The organism is Billgrantia montanilacus (assembly GCF_003336675.1).
Taxonomy (GTDB): domain Bacteria; phylum Pseudomonadota; class Gammaproteobacteria; order Pseudomonadales; family Halomonadaceae; genus Halomonas; species Halomonas montanilacus.
In genome coordinates this window covers 238,007-255,932 of the sequence record NZ_QPII01000002.1, presented here as the reverse complement: position 1 = coordinate 255,932, position 17,926 = coordinate 238,007, and the positions used below count along the sequence as shown (strand labels likewise).

The following is a 17,926-nucleotide window of genomic DNA, read 5'->3' as shown; positions in this document are numbered from 1 at the left end:
GAAGAGGAGCGCGACATGAACATCTTTTTCCTCGTTCTAGGCTTCATGCTGCTCGTCATGGCCGCCATGGCAGTCGGTGTGATCATGGGACGCAAGCCCATCGCCGGTTCCTGCGGGGGCCTCAACAATCTAGGACTCAAGGAGGGGTGTGATATCTGCGGCGGCAAGGATGAGGTTTGTGAGGAAGAGAACCGCAAGGGGAATACGAGCCAGCGGCGTCGTAGCGACGAGAACCGTGGCACCGACCTGGGGTACGACGCAACCCGGCGCTGATTGCCATCCTCAACCAACGAGCAAGGGAACAGGAGACGCGAGAGCCCATGGCAGTTCATAACTATGACGTGGTGGTGATCGGAACCGGTCCTGCCGGTGAGAGCGCGGCCATCAATGCCGCCAAGCACGGCAGGCGGGTTGCGATAGTGGAGAAGCAGCCGGTGGTGGGCGGCAACTGCACCCACTGGGGTACGATTCCCTCCAAGGCGCTGCGCCACCAGGTGAAGCAGATCATGGCCTTCAATACCAATCGCATGTTCCGCGATATCGGTGAGCCCCGCTGGTTCTCCTTCCCCCGCGTAATGGAGCGCTCGCGCATCACCATCGATCAGCAGGTAGAGATGCGGACCCGCTTCTATGCCCGGAACCGAATCGACCTGTTCAGCGGTGTGGCACGCTTCAAGGATGAGCACACGCTTCTGATCCGTGATCGTCAGGAAGCACTGGAAGAGCTGGTCGCCCAGAAGATCATCGTCGCCACCGGCTCACGCCCTTACCGGCCGGCGGATATCAATTTCCGCCATCCCCGCATCTACGAATCCGACACCATTCTAAGCCTGTCGCATACACCGCGTACGCTGATCATCTTCGGTGCCGGTGTCATCGGCTGTGAATATGCGTCGATCTTCTCCGGCCTGGGCGTCAAGGTGGACCTGATCAATAACCGTGACAGCCTGCTTTCCTTTCTCGATGACGAGATCTCCGACGCACTCTCCTACCATTTGCGCAAGCATGGCGTCCTGATCCGTCACAACGAAGAGTACGAGCGTGTGGAGGGTGACGAGTCGGGTGTCGAGGTGCACCTCAAGTCGGGCAAGCGCCTGCGCGCCGACGCCTTTCTCTGGGCCAACGGTCGTACCGGTAACACCGATGAGCTTGGGCTCGAGAATATCGGCCTGGAGGCCAATGGTCGCGGACAGCTGCAGGTGGACGACCATTACCGCACCGCGATCCCACACATCTATGCCGCCGGCGACGTGATCGGCTGGCCCAGCCTGGCAAGCGCCGCCTACGATCAGGGCCTCAACGCCTGCGATGAACTGCTCGACCGGGATTACCGCTACGTCAACGAGGTACCGACCGGGATCTATACCATTCCCGAGATCAGCTCCTTCGGCCGAACCGAGCGTGAGCTGACCGAGGCCAGGGTGCCCTATGAAGTGGCACAGGCGTTTTTCAAGGATACTGCCCGTGCCCAGATCACCGGCGATACCGTCGGGATGCTCAAGATCCTCTTCCATCAGGACACCCTGGAGATCTACGGCATCCATTGCTTCGGTGACCAGGCCTCGGAAATCGTTCACATCGGCCAGGCGATCATGCAGCAGAAGGGCGAAGCCAATACGCTGAAGTACTTCGTCAATACGACTTTCAACTACCCCACCATGGCCGAGGCCTATCGGGTCGCGGCGCAGAATGGACTCAACCGGGTGTTTTGAGCACTGTCCGGAGGAGGAGCCAAGCCTCTCCTCCTCATTCTCCTTCCCTTGATATCCTTTTCGGAAAGAAGGATATCGTCATGATGATAGCTAGCAAGGCTCTTGAATCCATGATGCCTGTGCTGCTCCTCTCTCCCGTCGCCGACAACGAGTGTTTCTGATCACTCAACCGCATATCGATGGATACGCGAGCCTGATGCCACCGAAAACCACCGTACCTATCGGGTCTGATAGGCCGGCTTCCTCATGATTTTTACCTGCCAAACACGGCCAATATGGCGTCCGATGGCTGTCGCTTGCTCCTCACATGATTGTGGTCTCTGGTAGGCGGACCAGCATGCTAATCCTTGCGGATAATGCAGTCGACTCCGCAGGATTTTCAGAACCGTTATGCGCTCAATGCTCCGCCCGACGTCAAGGCTGAACTACGGTACCTTGTAGTTGGCCAGTGTGACGGGAAAGCGTTCGTGATGCTTTCATCACTGGCAATCTCGAGGTATTGCCCGATGATCGACAGCCCGGCAGGGCGAGTGACGTGGAATGGAACGCTTGGCGTGAGAAAAAGAGCGGGCAAACGAAACTCCCGGGAAAAATTTTAATAATATCAGTGGGTAGTATGATTTGTCGGCCAGGTTTATGAGCTTTTGAAGATTCTAATGCTACGCGACTGATTTTTTTGTCACTTTATAGTTGAAGTTTGCGACCAGGTGTAACTGTGTGTAATGTTTAAGTGGGTCTTGCGTGCGATCGTCGGCATTGAAAACTCGTTGGCGTGGCTCGCCGTCGTTGCACATAAGCGAATCTATCTATGCCGATGGGACCAGGGGGGATCCTCGATGTCTCCATTCTTGTCGATAGTTTTTGGGTTGCCCCGCGCCAGCAAGCGGTTGATACAAGTGGTGGCGGACGTTTTCCTCATTACGGTCAGCTTTCTCGTGGCCATGTGGCTGCGTGTGGACAATTTCGACTTCCTGTCTCAGCCTGGCGTGTGGATCGCCCTGTCCCTCGCTGTACCCATCAGCATCGCATTGTTCATCAAACTGGGCTTCTATCAGACAATTATCCGCCACCTTGGACTGAAGGCCACCCAGACGATGCTGATCGGTGTGGTTGTCTCGTCCGGAGTGCTGGGCCTGACAATCATTCTATTCGGACTTCCCATCCCGGGCTCGGTCCCTTTCATCTATGCCATGGTGGCGCTGATTGCGGTCGGCGGGGTCAGGCTCGGCCTTCGCCATCTTTTTCTCAGTGACCAGGTGCGACGCAAGGGACGAGTATTGATCTATGGCGCTGGCGCCTCTGGTCGCCAACTGGCTATGTCGCTTCGTCATGGGCGAGACTACCAGCCTGTTGCATTCGTGGATTATGCGCCCAGGCTGCAGGGCAGCCATGTGCAAGGGCTCAAGGTATACCCACCAGAAGAGAGTGGTTGGTTGATCAAGACCTACGCTGTGCAGAAGCTCCTCTTGGCTATACCTGAAGCGACTCGAGCCAGGCGGCAGGAAATCCTTCAGTCCATCGAGACATTGAACATACCCGTGCAGACCATTCCTGACATGGCCGACATCATCTCGGGGAAGGCAAGATTCAACGAATTGCTGGACGTTGCGATTGAAGACCTGTTGGGGCGGGATCCTATTCCCCCCGACCCAACACTGATGGGGGCCGACATCACTGGCAAGGTTGTGATGGTGACGGGTGCTGGTGGTTCCATCGGTAGTGAGCTTTGCCGACAGATCTTATGTCAGAGCCCCCGACAACTGCTACTTGTCGATGCCGCTGAATACGCGCTCTACCAGATCGAACAGGATCTCCAGCAAATGCAGGAGAGGGCTGGGTCGAGTATTCCATGTCTGCCCATCCTGGCATCGGTTCAGGACGGTGAGCGACTCGAGGCCCTACTGCTGGGATTTAATGTCAATACGATCTATCACGCTGCAGCTTATAAGCATGTGCCGTTGGTCGAGCAGAACATGGCCGAAGGCATTTGCAACAATGTGTTCGGAACGCTAGCCATGGCCAAGGCTGCCATAGCGGCTCAGGTATGCAATGTAGTCTTGATTTCTACCGATAAGGCAGTCAGACCCACGAATGTGATGGGGGCGAGTAAGCGGCTGGCCGAAATGATATGTCAGGCTCTCGCCAAGGAGCAGTCCGTAACCTGTTTCTCCATGGTTCGATTCGGCAATGTGCTGGGGTCCTCGGGCTCCGTTGTCCCCCTTTTCAGGAAGCAGATCGAAATGGGAGGGCCCATTACCGTGACCCATCCCGATATCACTCGATACTTCATGACGATTCCAGAAGCGGCTCAACTGGTCATACAGGCGGGAGCCATGGCACGTGGAGGGGATGTCTTCGTACTGGATATGGGCGATCCAGTGAAGATAAGTGACCTTGCCTTTCGCATGGTGCGGTTGACGGGGTTACAGCCCTACTTTCCTGAAATCGAAGAAGCAGTCGATGCGTCAAATCATTCTAGTGGCTCGAAAGGGGATATTGCTATTTGTTTCACCGGCATGCGCCCTGGTGAAAAGCTGTACGAAGAGCTTCTGATAGCCGATTCTGCAAAAGCCACGTCGCATCCGAGGATCATGACGGCCGTAGAAAAAATGCTGGGATGGGATGAGCTACAGCAGTTATTGCGCGCGATCAATAAAGCTTGCTGCGAGCAGGACATGAATCAAGTCCGAAATATTCTTTTGTCGGCGATGATCGGTTACGCCTCGCAAAGTGAACTCGTCGATATTCGTTGGCTTCAGAAAACGGATCATGCGCGGACACCTGAAGATGCATCGGCAGAATGGCTGGATGCTGAGCTACCCATTAAGGAAAAAGCGTCAAGCCTGGCAAAGTTTAATCCTGGTGGTACCAAGGTGGCTTTTCATTCCCAAGGTAGTCCCGAGACCAATGTTGCAATGATGTACAGGAAGCCCGACCAATAGTGACTGATTTTGATTAAGTGGCAAGCCAATAGGAGTAGCAAGTAGTTGTTCGGATTATACGAATTGGTGAAAGGCTTCGAGGACGCGCCGTCACTTCGGGGCGGTAGCGTGGGTAAATGACCACATGGCCAATCCAAGCCCTGAGAGATACTAATAATGAGGGACACATTCATGGCAATACCCCGATCGCTTCGGGCGACACTGGCAAGCTTGGCTATGCTTGGGCTGGCAGGCTGTGCCTTCGCCCCCGGTGGGCATATGGACTATCCCGAAGTCGAAAGTGTCGACCTTGCCTCGATGGTGGATATCGAGCCGATCACTCCGGCGCTGCTACAGCGTATCGAGCGAGAGCGGCCGACCGCGCAGGCACGGTCGGAGGTATTGCGCCGCCAGATTGCCGAATATGACTACCAGGTAGGGCCTGGCGATATCCTGAGCATCATTGTCTACGACCACCCTGAGCTTACGATTCCCGCAGGGGCAGAGCGAAGCGCTGCGGAAGCGGGCAACATTATCCGGCCGGACGGCACCATCTTCTACCCCTTCCTGGGGCGCATCAACGTTGCCGGCAAGTCGACCGATGAGATTCGCGTCCAACTCACACGCGGTCTGTCTGCGTATCTGACGGATCCCCAGGTGGATGTGTTCGTGGCCCAATACAACTCACAGAAGGCATACGTGACCGGTGCCGTAGATGAGCCAGGGGCGCTGCCCATCACCAACGTGCCCTTGACCATCGTGGATGCCATCAGCGCCGTGGGTGGCCCTTCCGACGATGCCTACTGGCATGACCTCACTCTGATTCGCGAGGGGCAGGAAGAGCGGCTCTCGCTGTTTTCCCTGCTTAGCGAGGGGGACCAGAGCCAGAATCGCCTGCTCCGCGATGGCGATCAGCTGCACCTTGCCAGCGCTGACAACAAGGGAATTGCCATGCTTGGTCAAGTCCTCGTGACCGGCAATCTATCCATGAACCGTGAGCGGCTCTCGCTGACCGATGCCCTGTCACGCGCGGGTGGAATCAACGAAGAGCGCGGCGATGCCACCGGGATCTTCGTGATGCGCTCTCAGCCGATGGAAAGCGACAAATTGGCCACGGTCTATCAACTGGACGTGAGCGACGCAACTGCCTACATGATGGCCAGCAGGTTTCCACTTAGAGCCAACGATGTCGTGTATGTGACAACCGCCCCGCTGGCTCGCTGGAACCGGGTGATCACTCTAATCCTGCCGTCCCTGGGGTTGCCGGGTGATATCCGGGGTGGCCGCGACAGCTTCGAAGATCTGCTCTAGGCATGTTCCAGCGCATATTGGTCGTGTGTACCGGCAACATCTGCCGCAGCCCGGTAGCGGAGGTTATGTTGCAACAGCGGCTGCCACATCTGACGGTAACGTCGGCTGGCCTGGGCGCCTTGATCGGCCAGCCGGTGGATGCGCAGGCCCGACGACTGGCCGAGGCCAATAGGCTCGACGTATCGTCGCATCTGGCGCGCCAGTTGGACGCTGACTTGCTAGCCGAGGCCGATTTGGTGCTGGTAATGACGGACGGCCAGCGCCAAGCAGTAGCCAAGCGTTGGCCGGAGGTGCGTGGAAAGATTTTGCTGATGGGCAAGTGGCTGGCACAGCAGGAGGGGATCGACATCCCCGACCCCTACCGTAAGAGCCCGGAAGTCTTCGAACATGTGCACCGGCTGCTGGATGAGGCAACTCGCCTCTGGGCAGAACGCCTCTGATGCCCGTGCCATGTCCCCATTCTTCCCCTCCTTATTCGCGGAAGAGTTAATGAACGAGACACCACAACAATCGCCACAACAGCAGGACACGCAGGAAGCCACCATCGATCTGGGGCGGTTGCTGGGTGTGCTGCTGGATCACAAGTGGCAGATTCTTATCATCACTCTGCTCTTTGCCGGGGTCGGCTACGTGCAGGGGCAACTGGCCACGCCGATCTATCAGGCGGATGCCTTGGTACAGGTGGAACGCCGCTCCAGCGTTAGCCCCTTTGGTACCGTCGGTAGCATCCTTGGTGAGGATGTCGTCAGCACGCCGGCAGAAGTGGAAATTCTGCAGTCTCGAATGGTGTTAGGTCAGGTAGTGGACCGCCTGGAGCGAGACGTGATCATTCGCCCGGTGGAGCTGCCCTTCATCGGCAATTACGTGATGCGTCACGGCATTCCTCGCCCCGAATTCATGGATCGCCAGCCGCATGTCTGGGGAGATGAATCTCTCGATGTGGCGCGTTTCGAACTGGCCGACAGCCGTCGCGGTCAGCGGCTCTTGGTTGAGCGACTGCCCGAGGGTTATCAGGTACTGCTGGATGGCATGCCCATTGGCAGTGGGCAGGTTGGCCAGGCAGAGCGCTACCTTGAGGGTGATTTGACGCTGCATATTGCCAGCTTCAATGCCGCACCCGGTGCCCGCTTCCGACTCATGAAGCAGCATCGAACCTCGGCAATCGGCAGCATCGGAGCGCGGTTGCAGATTCGGGAAACTTCATCGAGCAGGGATGGTGCCGGCATGTTGCGCCTGATCATGACCGGTGACGACCCGGCTGAACTCACCCGTACGCTGGGTGCCGTGGCGGAAACATTCCTGACTCAGAACGTTGAGCGGCAGTCTGCTCAGGCCCAGCAGAGCCTGGAATTCCTGGAAGAACAGGCGCCGGAGTTGCGCAGCCAGCTGGCCGATGCCGAACGGCACCTGAACGAGTATCGGGCGGGTCTGGATAGTGTCGACCTCGATAGTGAGTCGCAGGCTGCCATTGAGCGCTACATCGAGCTCGAAACCCGTCTGAACGAACTTGAGTTCCAGGAAGCCGAGCTCGCCCAGCGATACACGCCCAGCCACCCCTCCTATCAGGCCCTGCTGCGACAGCGCCGCCAGATCCAGCAGGACCGGACCGAGCTGAACGACCGTGTAAAAGAGTTGCCCGCCGCCCAGCAGGAGGTTATTCGTCTGCGGCGCGATGTGGATGTCACCCAGGCGATCTACGTCAACGTACTCAACACTATTCAGGAGCTGGAAGTGGCACGTGCTGGCACCATCGGCAATGTGCGCATCATCGACACCGCGGTGATCAGCGGCCTGGTGGCTCCCAATCGCATCCGTATGATTCTTCTGGCTACGTTGGTTGGCCTGGTGCTCAGCGTTGGCCTGGTGCTGATGCGTGAGTTATTGCGCCGAGGCGTGACCTCACCCGACCAGATCGAGGCAGCGGGGATTCCCGTCTATGCCACTATCCCGCTTTCCAGCGCACAATCACGCCTGACCAAGCGGATGAGGCGAAAAGGTCTTAAGCAGACCAAGAGCGTGGTGACCGGGATACTGGCCGAACAAGCCCCGGCTGACCTGAGCGTCGAAGCGATACGCGGGCTGCGCACCAGCTTGCATTTTGCCCTGCTGGAAGGTTGCAACAATCGCATCATGATCACGGGCTCCAGCCCCGGCGTGGGAAAGAGCTTCCTTACGATCAACCTTGCATCGGTCTTTGCCCAGGCCGGTAAGCGGGTGTTGGTAGTGGATGCCGATTTACGAAAGGGGTATCTGCATCGCGCCTACAAGCTGGATGCCAGCCCGGGATTATCCGACTACCTGGCGTGGCAGTGCGAGCTGGCCGATATCATTCGTCCCACCGGCATCGAAAACTATTATGTGATCAGCCGGGGCAGGGTGGCTCCCAATCCTTCCGAGCTGCTCATGCAGTCGCGCTTGGCTGAGGCCATGGTGGCCTTGGGCGACCGTTTCGATCTGGTGCTGGTTGACACCCCCCCGATGCTTGCGGTGACTGACGCCAGTGTGGTCGGCAAGCACTGTGACACCACCCTATTGGTGGCTCGCTTTGAGCAGAACCCGGTGCGTGAGATCAAGGCGGCCAGGCGGCGCCTGGAAGACAACGGCATACGGGTACGCGGTGCCGTGCTCAATGCCGTCGAGCGCAAGCCCTCGACGGCCGGCGGCTACTACGGTTACTACCACTATCAATATCGGTGAGAGAGCCCTTTTCCACATCAAGATTCTTGTCACTGGCAGCGCTGGCTTCTTCGGCGTTCATACGTCCAAGCGGTAGCTGGAGCGGGGTGACAGCGTGGTTGGGTTCGATAGCACGAACGACTACTACGACATCGCCATCGAGGGGCCTGGCTGGAGGTACAGTGGACCACGGAGGTGAAGTCGTGCGTGGTTGGCGTCGTGGACTGGCATCACGAAATCTATGGACATAAACCATGAATCTATTGATGACCTGGGTTTACCAGACGCCTGATTGTTTCACAGGCACCATTACGCCATGAGTAGAACGGTGCTCAACCGTCTACATGACCGCGTTAGGGTGTTTGGAAAAAGCAGGTTCGTGCGCAATGTCGCCACCGTGGCAACGGGTATCGCGGCCGCGCAGGCAATCTCGCTAGTATTCGCTCCATTCCTGACACGGTTGTATGGGCCTGAAGCATTCGGGGCGTTAGCTGCGTTTACTGCCATGATCAATATCATCACGCCACTTGCCACGCTCGGTTATGCCAATGCGATCGTGATGCCCGAGACGGATGAGGGGGCGACCGCGATTGCTCGGTTGGCCATTGTGTGTGCAACAATGGTGGCGCCGGTGATGCTCAGTTTCGTATATATCTTCCAGGACCAGTTGGCCACTTGGGCGAGCCTGGAAGCAACGCCAGCGATACTGTATTTGATCCCAGTTTCATTACTGCTGGGGGCGCTGCTGTCAGTTGCTGACCAAACAGCCATCCGTGAAGGATTGTTCAAAGCCAAAGCGGGCTCCCATGTAGCCAGCACGCTCCTGATTAACATCGGAAAGTTGACCGGCGGATTGCTTGCGCCTTCTGGCCTGCTGCTTATCGTATTTTTTATGCTCGGAAAGGCAATCAACTTTGTGATGTTGCTGGCGCTTGTGCCAAGAAATGGTGCTTACGAGGTGCGGCGCTGGTTCGGTGCTGCTGGTATTCGCAACGCAGCTAGGGAGTATCGTGACTTCTCGCTGTACCGGATGCCACAGAGCATGATCAATGCCGCTGCGCTTGGTTTGCCTGTGATTTTGCTCACTAGCTTTTTCGGTTCCGGCGCTGCTGGCCAATACTCTCTTACTGTGCTGGTGCTGGGGGCGCCTGTGATGTTGCTGGGGCAATCGGTAGGAGAGGTGTTCTATCCCAAAATCACACGTGCGATCCTTGAAGGAAGCCAGGACGCTGGAAAGATGCTCATTCAAGCAACTACTGTTCTCTCGCTATTGGCATTGGTGCCATTCGGGATCATCGCGATTGCCGGCCCCGTATTGTTTCCCATTGTGTTTGGTGATGAGTGGAGTCGGGCCGGCGAGTATGCCCAATGGATTGCCCTATGGTTGGCGTTTGTACTGGTTAGCGGGGCATACGTCGCGGCCTACCCCGCGCTGAAATTACAACGATACCTTCTTGTACAGGAGGTGCTGAGCGTGATTCTACGTGTCACGGCGCTCTATATTGGTTTCACTTTTTTTAAGTCTGACCTGGCTGCGATCGCGCTATTTTCAATAGTTGGCTGTTTTCTCAGCACCGCCTTGTGTGTGGTTGCGTTCATTCGCCTCAATGGCGGGATCTATTTTCAGAAAGATAAGGATTGAACTATGGGGAACAGCATAGACATATTTCCTGAGCCAACTGCTATGGGGGCTGAAAGCTGGAAACGAAGTTGCCGGTTAGTGGAGCGCGTGGACGGTAGTGAATCAGAGAAACAGCTCTGGTGGGAGTATCCTAGCAACGTTCCTCAGGCGACCCAAAAAAATTGCGATTCATATCTTCTTGCGGTCCTGTTGCCGGCCATGAAGCAGGGAGCTGATATTCACGTGCACGGCAGTGTGTGTAGTGAATTGCTAGCTAATATGACCGAGCTACAGAGGGTTTGGGTCAAGTGGTGCCCGGAAGTTTATCAGGAAGTAAAAATCGAGGTGGATGAGGTTCGTGATGAGGGGGAGCCTGTAGCGGGCGCGGTTGTCACTTTTTCAGGAGGTGTTGATGGGCAATTCACAACCTATCGTCACACGAAGGGGTTGGCCAGAGATAAACGAATATCAATCTCAGCTGGAGTATTAGTCCATGGCTTTGATATTCCACTGGAGGACCATGACGGGATCGCAGGTGCTGCCGAACGGGCACGGGTAGCGCTAGCAGATTTAGAGCTGAATTTGATCTTAGTGCGAACGAATATTACCGAAGTTAGCTTGGTGAACTGGGAGCATTACTGCGGTACTGCACTAGCATCAGTGTTTAGCGGCATGGCAGACTTTGCAGGGATGGCTCTAATTGCATCAGGAGATGCTTATGATAGACTTGTAGTCCCGTGGGGCTCCCATCCCATCACTGACCCTCTGCTCAGCTCAAAGCGTATGCAGGTCATTCATGATGGAGCCGGGTACAGCCGATTTGAGAAAATAAAAGTCCTTTCAGCTTGGGAGGTTGGTGTTAGGAATCTCAGAGTTTGCTGGGCCGGAGAGCTGCATGATCGAAATTGTGGAAACTGTGAGAAATGCGTGCGAACACGCCTAGATTTCCTGCTTGCGGGCGAGCCGGATCCGACCTGCTTTGATACTCCTCTGGGAAAAAAGAGCCTGGCCTCTGTAGTACTTCGTAGCGAAGCGGAGCGATTAGACTGGAAATTCTTCTATGACAAGATAATTAGAACGGGAATTGGTAAAGACATGCTGCCGGAAATTGAGAAGGTACTTAAACGCCCCTCGGTGCGGTGGGGGAGTATTCTTCCAGCCAATACACGCAGACGCCTGATAGCTAAGCGCTTCCTGGGGAAATAGTGATGCGGGTGGGGCAGAAACGAATACTTCCGGTTTTACTCGAGAAGTATCTTGTGATTTGTCTCTTTTTCAGAAGTATTTGTCCACATCTCAGCCACTGATTATGTACTGCTTGATTTTGTATTGGAGATCAAAGCATTTTCATAGAAAAATAATAATGCAATTTACTAGGTATCATGTGGTTCCAGTACCTATCAGTTTTCTCCATTGGGTCATCAGCTATATATTCATTAGATATCAGGTGCGAGATCTGAATTAATTAATTTTTGGACAGTGAGCATGAAGTTAAAGTTTTCAGTGATTATACCTGTTTATAATGGCGAGATGTATCTTAAATACTGCTTAGATAGCATTCTTTTGGCGGCAAAAAATCATGCGGTAGAAGTTATAGTCATCGATGATGGTTCTACGGATTCATCGGCCGGTATAGCGCAGAAATATTCAGAGTCCTTCGAGAGTTTTCTTTTCATTACTCAAAATAACAAAGGGCCTTCTGCTGCCCGCAATGTAGGATTGGGTGTGGCGAATGGAGAGTATGTAACGTTTGTAGACTGTGATGACATAGTCTTTAATAATTATTTCTTTTGCCTTGAAAACGCATGCCGAAAAAATCCAGATATTATAGTTTTTGGTTATCAACGTGTCTTTTTAAATGGTGAAAAACAATCCTTTCCCACTAGTGGAATGGAGCAATATATATCGCCAGGGAAATTTCTAGATGATGTGATTGGCGACCGAGAGCTGTTTTGGTTCACTTGGAGTAAAGCATTTCGAAGATCTGCCCTGAGTGATTTGCGCTTTGATGAGAGGCTTCATCTTGGTGAAGATACTATTTTTAATATGTATGCGGTTCTTTCGGCAAAGTATATCATAAGAATTCCTGAAATAATTTATTCGTACTATCAGGTAGAGGGGTCTCTTTCAAGCCCTCGATATAAACCACTGCTTTTGGAAAATATGCAAGTGCATTTTGATACTCGGCTTGATATTCAAAATAAAGCAGGTGAGATAACAGATGAAGGCCGTCGTGATATTCGCGACTACTATATGCTTCATATATTACCTTGGCTGATCTCCAATGCCATAAAGATTAGTGATTTTTCAGCACAAATTGACGAGCTCAAGAGAATTAGAAACTCAGAACTAGTAGAAACATGCCTTTCCTGGAAGGGGAGGAGGGGAACTAGAGGAATGAATATAATTCAGCTTTTGTTTAAAGCTAGAATGTTAAGGTTATTGCGGTCTCTCTTGGTATGGAAATCAAGAATTGAGAGTAGCAAAAAAGATGGAGTGAGATCATGGTCAATAAAGTAATCGCTACGTTTTTTGCGCTGATTCCAAGATCAATCAAGATTTGGCTGTCAACATGGTTTCACAAGACTAACCTTTCTCTACCTTCAGGAAATCGGGCGCTAGTGTTCTTGGCTGCCGATTACGGAAACATTGGTGACTTGGCGATTACTGCAGCTCAGGAGTCGTTTCTCCGCAGCACCCTGAAAGACTATTCCATTATACGAGTTCCAATCAGCAGTACCCGCAGCCTGCTAGATTCTATTAAACATCAGGTTTTAGCCAGTGATGTTATAACAATTGTTGGTGGTGGCAATATGGGCTCACTGTACTCTGACATAGAAGAGTTGCGACAACTTGTTATCAAGTCGTTTCCCAATAATCGGATTATCTGCTTTCCTCAGACACTTGATTGGGACAATTCGAAAGTGTCGCAGCGGGCGCTTCGAAAGATCGTGCGTGTCTATTCAGCTCATGCAGATATTCATATTTTTGCACGCGAATCGGTTACACGCGACAAGCTCGAGGCATTGTTTAGTGCTTATGCTAACGTAACTATTGGGTATGCACCTGACATCGTGCTGAGTGCAAGTAGAATAGTTTTTTGCAGACATGCTGATATTCATCCTGCGGGCATTTTACTTTGTTTGCGTGACGACCGAGAGAGTGTAATCAAACCACAGCAACGAATGATACTGGAGGACATGCTGATTAATACCGGTATGCCAGTAGAAGTTACTGATACACATGTCGGCGGAATTCGGCTTGATAAATTTCGATGTGAACAGTTGCTGGCAGAGAAGCTTAATCAGTTCAGTTCATCCAGGCTGGTGGTTACTGATCGCTTGCATGGCATGATTCTATCGATAGTTGCCGGTACGGCCTGTCTTGTGCTTCCGAACGCAAACCATAAAATTCACCAGACTTGGCTTGATTGGCTCGACGATAAACCTCAGGTACAGTTTATCATGTCTGATTGCTTCAATTTGATTCCTGAAGTAGTCGAAAATCTACTTGCATACGAACGGTGCAGTCCAGTTAATCCACCACTCGATCTCGGAAACTATGACGAACTGAGACAATCCGTGACTTACCCATGAAAGATGAAAAAAAACCTTTGGTCAGCGTGATCGTTCCTGTCTACAACGTGGAACGTTATCTCGACTGCTGTCTGGATTCGATTCGCGACCAAAGCTATCAGCGGCTTGAGATCATCATGGTCGAGGATTGTTCAACCGACGGCTCACTATCGATGCTGGAGCGGCACCTGGCCGATCCTCGTGTGCGCCTGCTGAGGCACAAGCGTAACTCTGGTCTTTCTGCAGCCCGTAACACCGGTATCGAAGCGGCCACTGGTGACTTCGTGCTGTTCGTAGATTCTGACGACGTGATCGCTCATGAACTCGTTGACACCTGTCTTTCTCATGCCTTGGAGACTGGTGCAGACCTGGTGGTATTCGACTTTGTCGCATTCAAAGATGGTGATGATCTTCCCGAAGTCAATCAGGCCGTTGATACCATCGGCGCTGAGCCACTCGGTGGAGTCGAATACTTCAAGCTGCCTCATTTTGCATGGTTGAAGTTCATCAGCGCCGATTTGCTGAATGACCCGCGTTTGCGCTTCCCGGTAGGAGCCTATTACGAGGATTGGCCATTTCATTGGGAGCTAGGCTTCTCAAGCGGTCAGATAGTGCGCCTAAGCGGATATTGGTACTGCTATCGGCAACGCGTTACATCCATTACGTCTTCCATGGGGAGAAAACTCCTTGATCAGTTTGTAGTGCAACGTATGGTGCTGCAGACGGTCCGTCTGCGTGGCGATAGCGCTGAATCGAAAGTATTTTCTGAGAAGGTTTACGAGGCATCATGGTCAGTGCTGATGAAGATTGATATCAATCTTCTTTCAGAGGCAATAGAGCAGGCAAAGGGTTTGCAATCGGAGCTTCGATTGCTGGAAATAAACTCGCCGCGCGGAATAAGAGCTAAACTTCTGGCCGAAATTATCTCTGTTCCTTATTGGCTATCCATTTTGAGCGTTCGTTTACTTCGCGGGATAAAGACTATAAGCAGGGTTAAGCCACGCGTATTAGGAAGCTTAAGATTCAAGGAGGTGCCATGAATATCGCTCATCGAAGTCCTCCACGCCGCATTTTGCACATTGTTGGTCGAATGGATAGAGCGGGCGCTGAAACCATGATCATGAACATTTATCGGGAAATCGATCGCAGTCAATATCAATTTGATTTTATATATTTTACAAGTGATCGCTGTGATTTTGATGATGAAATTGAAGCGCTTGGGGGGCGTATTTTTCATGCAAGCGGAAGTAATTCAATCACACGATCTTTGAATCTATGGCGTATTCTGCGTAAAAACAACTGGACTGTTGTGCAATCTCATACACTCTTCAGTAGCGGCTTGAATCTATTGGCTGCTAAGGTAGCAGGTGTGCCTCGCAGAATTGCACATTCACATAACACTAGCGACATAAATAGCGTTTCAGTAATTGGTAGGTTCTACCAGTTCTGCATGCGCTGGATTCTTGCTTGGGTATCTACCGATTGCGTTGCTTGTGGCAAGGCTGCGGCATCGTACCTTTTTACTGATAAAGAACACGTTGAAATTATTCCAAACGCCGTAGATATATGCCGTTTCATAGAAGCAAATGGATATGCAACAAAGAAGGCATTGGCAATTCCTGATGGAGTCATCACAATACTTCAGGTCGGTCGATTAATGGCGGTTAAAAATCATAACTGGTCCGTCAGGCTAGCGGCGGCGCTTAAGGATGCCGGTATCGATTTTCAAATGCTATTTGTTGGTGATGGTCCGGATTCTGATGCCATTAAGGAGCAGATTAATTTTTTGGGTTTGCAACAAAATATACGATTGCTGGGAGTGCGTCATGACATTCCAGAATTGATGGCAGCCTCTGATGTGATGTTAATGCCATCATTGTATGAAGGTTTTCCGGTGGTGTTGGTTGAATCTCAAGCTTCTGGCCTTCCCGCAGTTATTTCGAATACAATTTATCCTGAGGTAGATCTTGGCTTGGGACTGGTTCATTTTGTTGAATTGGATAATTCTCCCCAGTGCTGGATTGAGAAGGTGCTAAATTCCATCAAACAGCCTGAGGTTGATCTCTTGATACGCCAACAACGCTTAGAGACACATGGTTTTTCTTCGAAAGCTGGAGCCCTTCGATTGGTTTCGTTGTATCGGTTCTCATGATTCCATATCTTTTTTTGTTATTTTTTGTCGTTTTTGTTGCCACACTTGGTCGCAAATACGGTAGTGTCGGTGTCCGGCGCTTAAGTTTAGTATTTGTCGCTGCTTTTCTCATTTTTTTTGCCGGGTTTCGTGATAGGACGGTTGGTACAGATACGGGAAATTATGTTGCCTGGCTTTTACGGGTGACTTCCATTGAAGAAGCGTTAATCTTTCCAATAGAGATTGGCTATAGTTTTTTAGTTTTGCTCAGTTCATCGCTATCTGATAGCTATGCAGTGCTACTGACTTTAACAGCGTGTCTCGTCGTTGGATGCTACGCGGTTACAATTGTACGCCTCGTAAAGGTTTATGAGTTTTCGTTGTTTGTCTTTATTACGTTAGGGGTATACACTTTTTTCTTTAATGGCGCGAGGCAAGGAATAGCAGCAGCGTTGTGTTTTCTTGCATTGCCTTGGTTGCTTAACCGTCGGGCGATTCCATATTTTTTCTTTGTCTTTGCTGCAACTCTGTTTCACAAGACAGCAATTATTGCAGCGCCACTTTATTTTATTGCAAGATCACATATTGGGTTGCGTGAAATCTTTTCGGTTATGTTTGGAGTCGTGACACTTTCTGTATTTTTATCTAGTTTGACAGAGTTTGCCGCTTTTTTTATTGATGAGCGGTTTGCGTCATATGGTCAGTCTGGAGTAGGTGGTGGGCACGTCCAGCTTGCATTCTTATCTGTACAAGGTATTCTGTTGTTATTGTTTAAAAATCAGATCGAAGAAAATAAAGTCTGGTACTGCAGGCTACTTAATATTTATTTTATCGGATTAATTCCTGCCATTGCTTCTGTGGTTTCTAGTGCAAATCCATCAGGTATACTAAGACTGGCGACGTATTTTTCCCATACAAGCATACTTCTTTGGCCTATGGTGTTTGTCAGCTTTAAAAGGGTTACTGATAGAAGAATATTTTTACTTGGATTTTCCTCATTTGCGCTCCTCTACTTTGTGTTGACTACTACTAGTTTTAGTGGTCTTTCACCTTATCAGCTTAATATGAAGCCTTTCTTGTGAAATGTTCTCTTCCTCCTGTATCAATCGGTATTCCTTTTTTTAACGCCGAGGATACTCTCCTTGATGCTGTTCGTGCCGTATTCTCTCAATCTCATATTGATTGGGAGCTGATTTTGTTAGATGACGGTTCTACCGATAACTCTCTTGAGTTGGCGCAGTCTATAAAAGATCCTAGAGTGAGAGTATATTCGGACGGAAAAAACCGATGGCTTGCGGCTCGACTTAACCAAGTAACAGCATTAGCGTCTCATGACTTTATTGCGAGAATGGATGCCGATGATTTGATATCTCCTGAAAGGCTAAGGATTCAGCTGGAGTTTTTGCTTGCCAGACCGAAATTAGACTTGGTATCTACAGGAATATGTTCCTTGTCAAATAATAACTATCCACTTGGACTTCGTGTGCCTTCCAATGGTTATAAAATATCACCAAAAACCCTTTTGTCCGGAAATTCCGGGATTGTTCATGCGTCTCTCCTTGGAAAGCGAGCCTGGTTTCAACGTAATCCTTACCGTGAAAACATACGCGTTGGTGAAGATGCAAACCTTTGGGTGAGAGCCTTCTCACAAGGTGATCTGCAAGTTGGTTTTGTCGACAAGCCCCTGTATTATTACCGCGAAGATGGAAATGTAGTTCCTTCCAAGCTGGCAGTTGCTTATCGTGAATGTTTGCGAACAATAATGAAAGATTCTGGTTTCGGGTTTTCGCTTGCTGATAAGGTACATGCCTTTTCCGTCACTCTGGCAAAGTTGATGGTTGCACGTGGACTTTCGATTGCTGGATCGCTGGATATTCTAAGAAGGCGGAGAAATAAGGCGCCGTTGTCCCAAGATGAAAAAGACTTTTTCTTGGAAGAGATAAAGCACATACAAGCAATTGACCTTCCAGTCTAGTACC

14 protein-coding genes are annotated in these 17,926 nt (G+C 51.5%); all 14 read left to right on the top strand.

Features of this window, described 5'->3' with window-relative positions; genetic code table 11:
* Positions 1 to 15 precede the first annotated feature (15 nt).
* Positions 16 to 273 carry a (Na+)-NQR maturation NqrM gene (gene nqrM, locus DU505_RS03800; protein WP_114477665.1) on the top strand — a complete coding sequence of 86 codons (258 nt, stop codon included), beginning with the start codon at positions 16 to 18 and terminating at the stop codon, positions 271 to 273.
* A gap of 47 nt (positions 274 to 320) precedes the next feature.
* Positions 321 to 1,712 (top strand): Si-specific NAD(P)(+) transhydrogenase, encoded by a 1,392-nt coding sequence (gene sthA, locus DU505_RS03795; RefSeq protein ID WP_114477664.1) that lies wholly within the window; start codon positions 321 to 323, stop codon positions 1,710 to 1,712.
* An 836-nt stretch (positions 1,713 to 2,548) separates the two neighbouring features.
* Positions 2,549 to 4,654: a polysaccharide biosynthesis protein gene (locus tag DU505_RS03790; protein WP_114477954.1), complete on the top strand. Its 2,106-nt coding sequence runs from the start codon at positions 2,549 to 2,551 to the stop codon at positions 4,652 to 4,654.
* 171 nt (positions 4,655 to 4,825) lie between these two features.
* Positions 4,826 to 5,944 carry a polysaccharide export protein gene (locus DU505_RS03785; RefSeq protein ID WP_114477663.1) on the top strand — a complete coding sequence of 373 codons (1,119 nt, stop codon included), beginning with the start codon at positions 4,826 to 4,828 and terminating at the stop codon, positions 5,942 to 5,944.
* A 2-nt stretch (positions 5,945 to 5,946) separates the two neighbouring features.
* Positions 5,947 to 6,384 carry a low molecular weight protein-tyrosine-phosphatase gene (locus DU505_RS03780; protein WP_114477662.1) on the top strand — a complete coding sequence of 146 codons (438 nt, stop codon included), beginning with the start codon at positions 5,947 to 5,949 and terminating at the stop codon, positions 6,382 to 6,384.
* A 49-nt stretch (positions 6,385 to 6,433) separates the two neighbouring features.
* Positions 6,434 to 8,641, top strand: coding sequence for a polysaccharide biosynthesis tyrosine autokinase (locus DU505_RS03775; RefSeq protein WP_114477661.1), 2,208 nt, complete (start codon positions 6,434 to 6,436; stop codon positions 8,639 to 8,641).
* Positions 8,642 to 8,999: 358 nt separating this feature from the next.
* Positions 9,000 to 10,262: a lipopolysaccharide biosynthesis protein gene (locus DU505_RS03765; protein ID WP_181872722.1), complete on the top strand. Its 1,263-nt coding sequence runs from the start codon at positions 9,000 to 9,002 to the stop codon at positions 10,260 to 10,262.
* Between the two features lie 3 nt (positions 10,263 to 10,265).
* Positions 10,266 to 11,447, top strand: coding sequence for a hypothetical protein (locus DU505_RS22255; RefSeq protein WP_147273043.1), 1,182 nt, complete (start codon positions 10,266 to 10,268; stop codon positions 11,445 to 11,447).
* 279 nt (positions 11,448 to 11,726) lie between these two features.
* Positions 11,727 to 12,761, top strand: coding sequence for a glycosyltransferase family 2 protein (locus DU505_RS03760; RefSeq protein ID WP_114477659.1), 1,035 nt, complete (start codon positions 11,727 to 11,729; stop codon positions 12,759 to 12,761).
* A complete protein-coding gene (locus DU505_RS03755) occupies positions 12,746 to 13,837 on the top strand; it encodes a polysaccharide pyruvyl transferase family protein (RefSeq protein ID WP_114477658.1) in 1,092 nt (363 codons plus the stop codon). Before DU505_RS03760 ends, DU505_RS03755 begins: the two co-directional genes overlap by 16 nt.
* On the top strand, positions 13,834 to 14,856 hold the full coding sequence (locus DU505_RS03750) for a glycosyltransferase family 2 protein (protein WP_114477657.1): 1,023 nt from the start codon (positions 13,834 to 13,836) through the stop codon (positions 14,854 to 14,856). Before DU505_RS03755 ends, DU505_RS03750 begins: the two co-directional genes overlap by 4 nt.
* Complete coding sequence (locus DU505_RS03745; protein WP_114477656.1) at positions 14,853 to 15,968, top strand: glycosyltransferase family 1 protein; 1,116 nt, start codon at positions 14,853 to 14,855, stop codon at positions 15,966 to 15,968. Before DU505_RS03750 ends, DU505_RS03745 begins: the two co-directional genes overlap by 4 nt.
* The gene (locus tag DU505_RS03740) at positions 15,965 to 17,029 is read left to right on the top strand and encodes an EpsG family protein (protein ID WP_114477655.1); all 1,065 of its coding nucleotides are present in this window, start codon (positions 15,965 to 15,967) and stop codon (positions 17,027 to 17,029) included. Before DU505_RS03745 ends, DU505_RS03740 begins: the two co-directional genes overlap by 4 nt.
* Positions 17,026 to 17,922: a glycosyltransferase family 2 protein gene (locus DU505_RS03735; protein ID WP_114477654.1), complete on the top strand. Its 897-nt coding sequence runs from the start codon at positions 17,026 to 17,028 to the stop codon at positions 17,920 to 17,922. The genes DU505_RS03740 and DU505_RS03735 overlap by 4 nt, the downstream gene beginning before the upstream one ends.
* Positions 17,923 to 17,926: the final 4 nt, after the last annotated feature.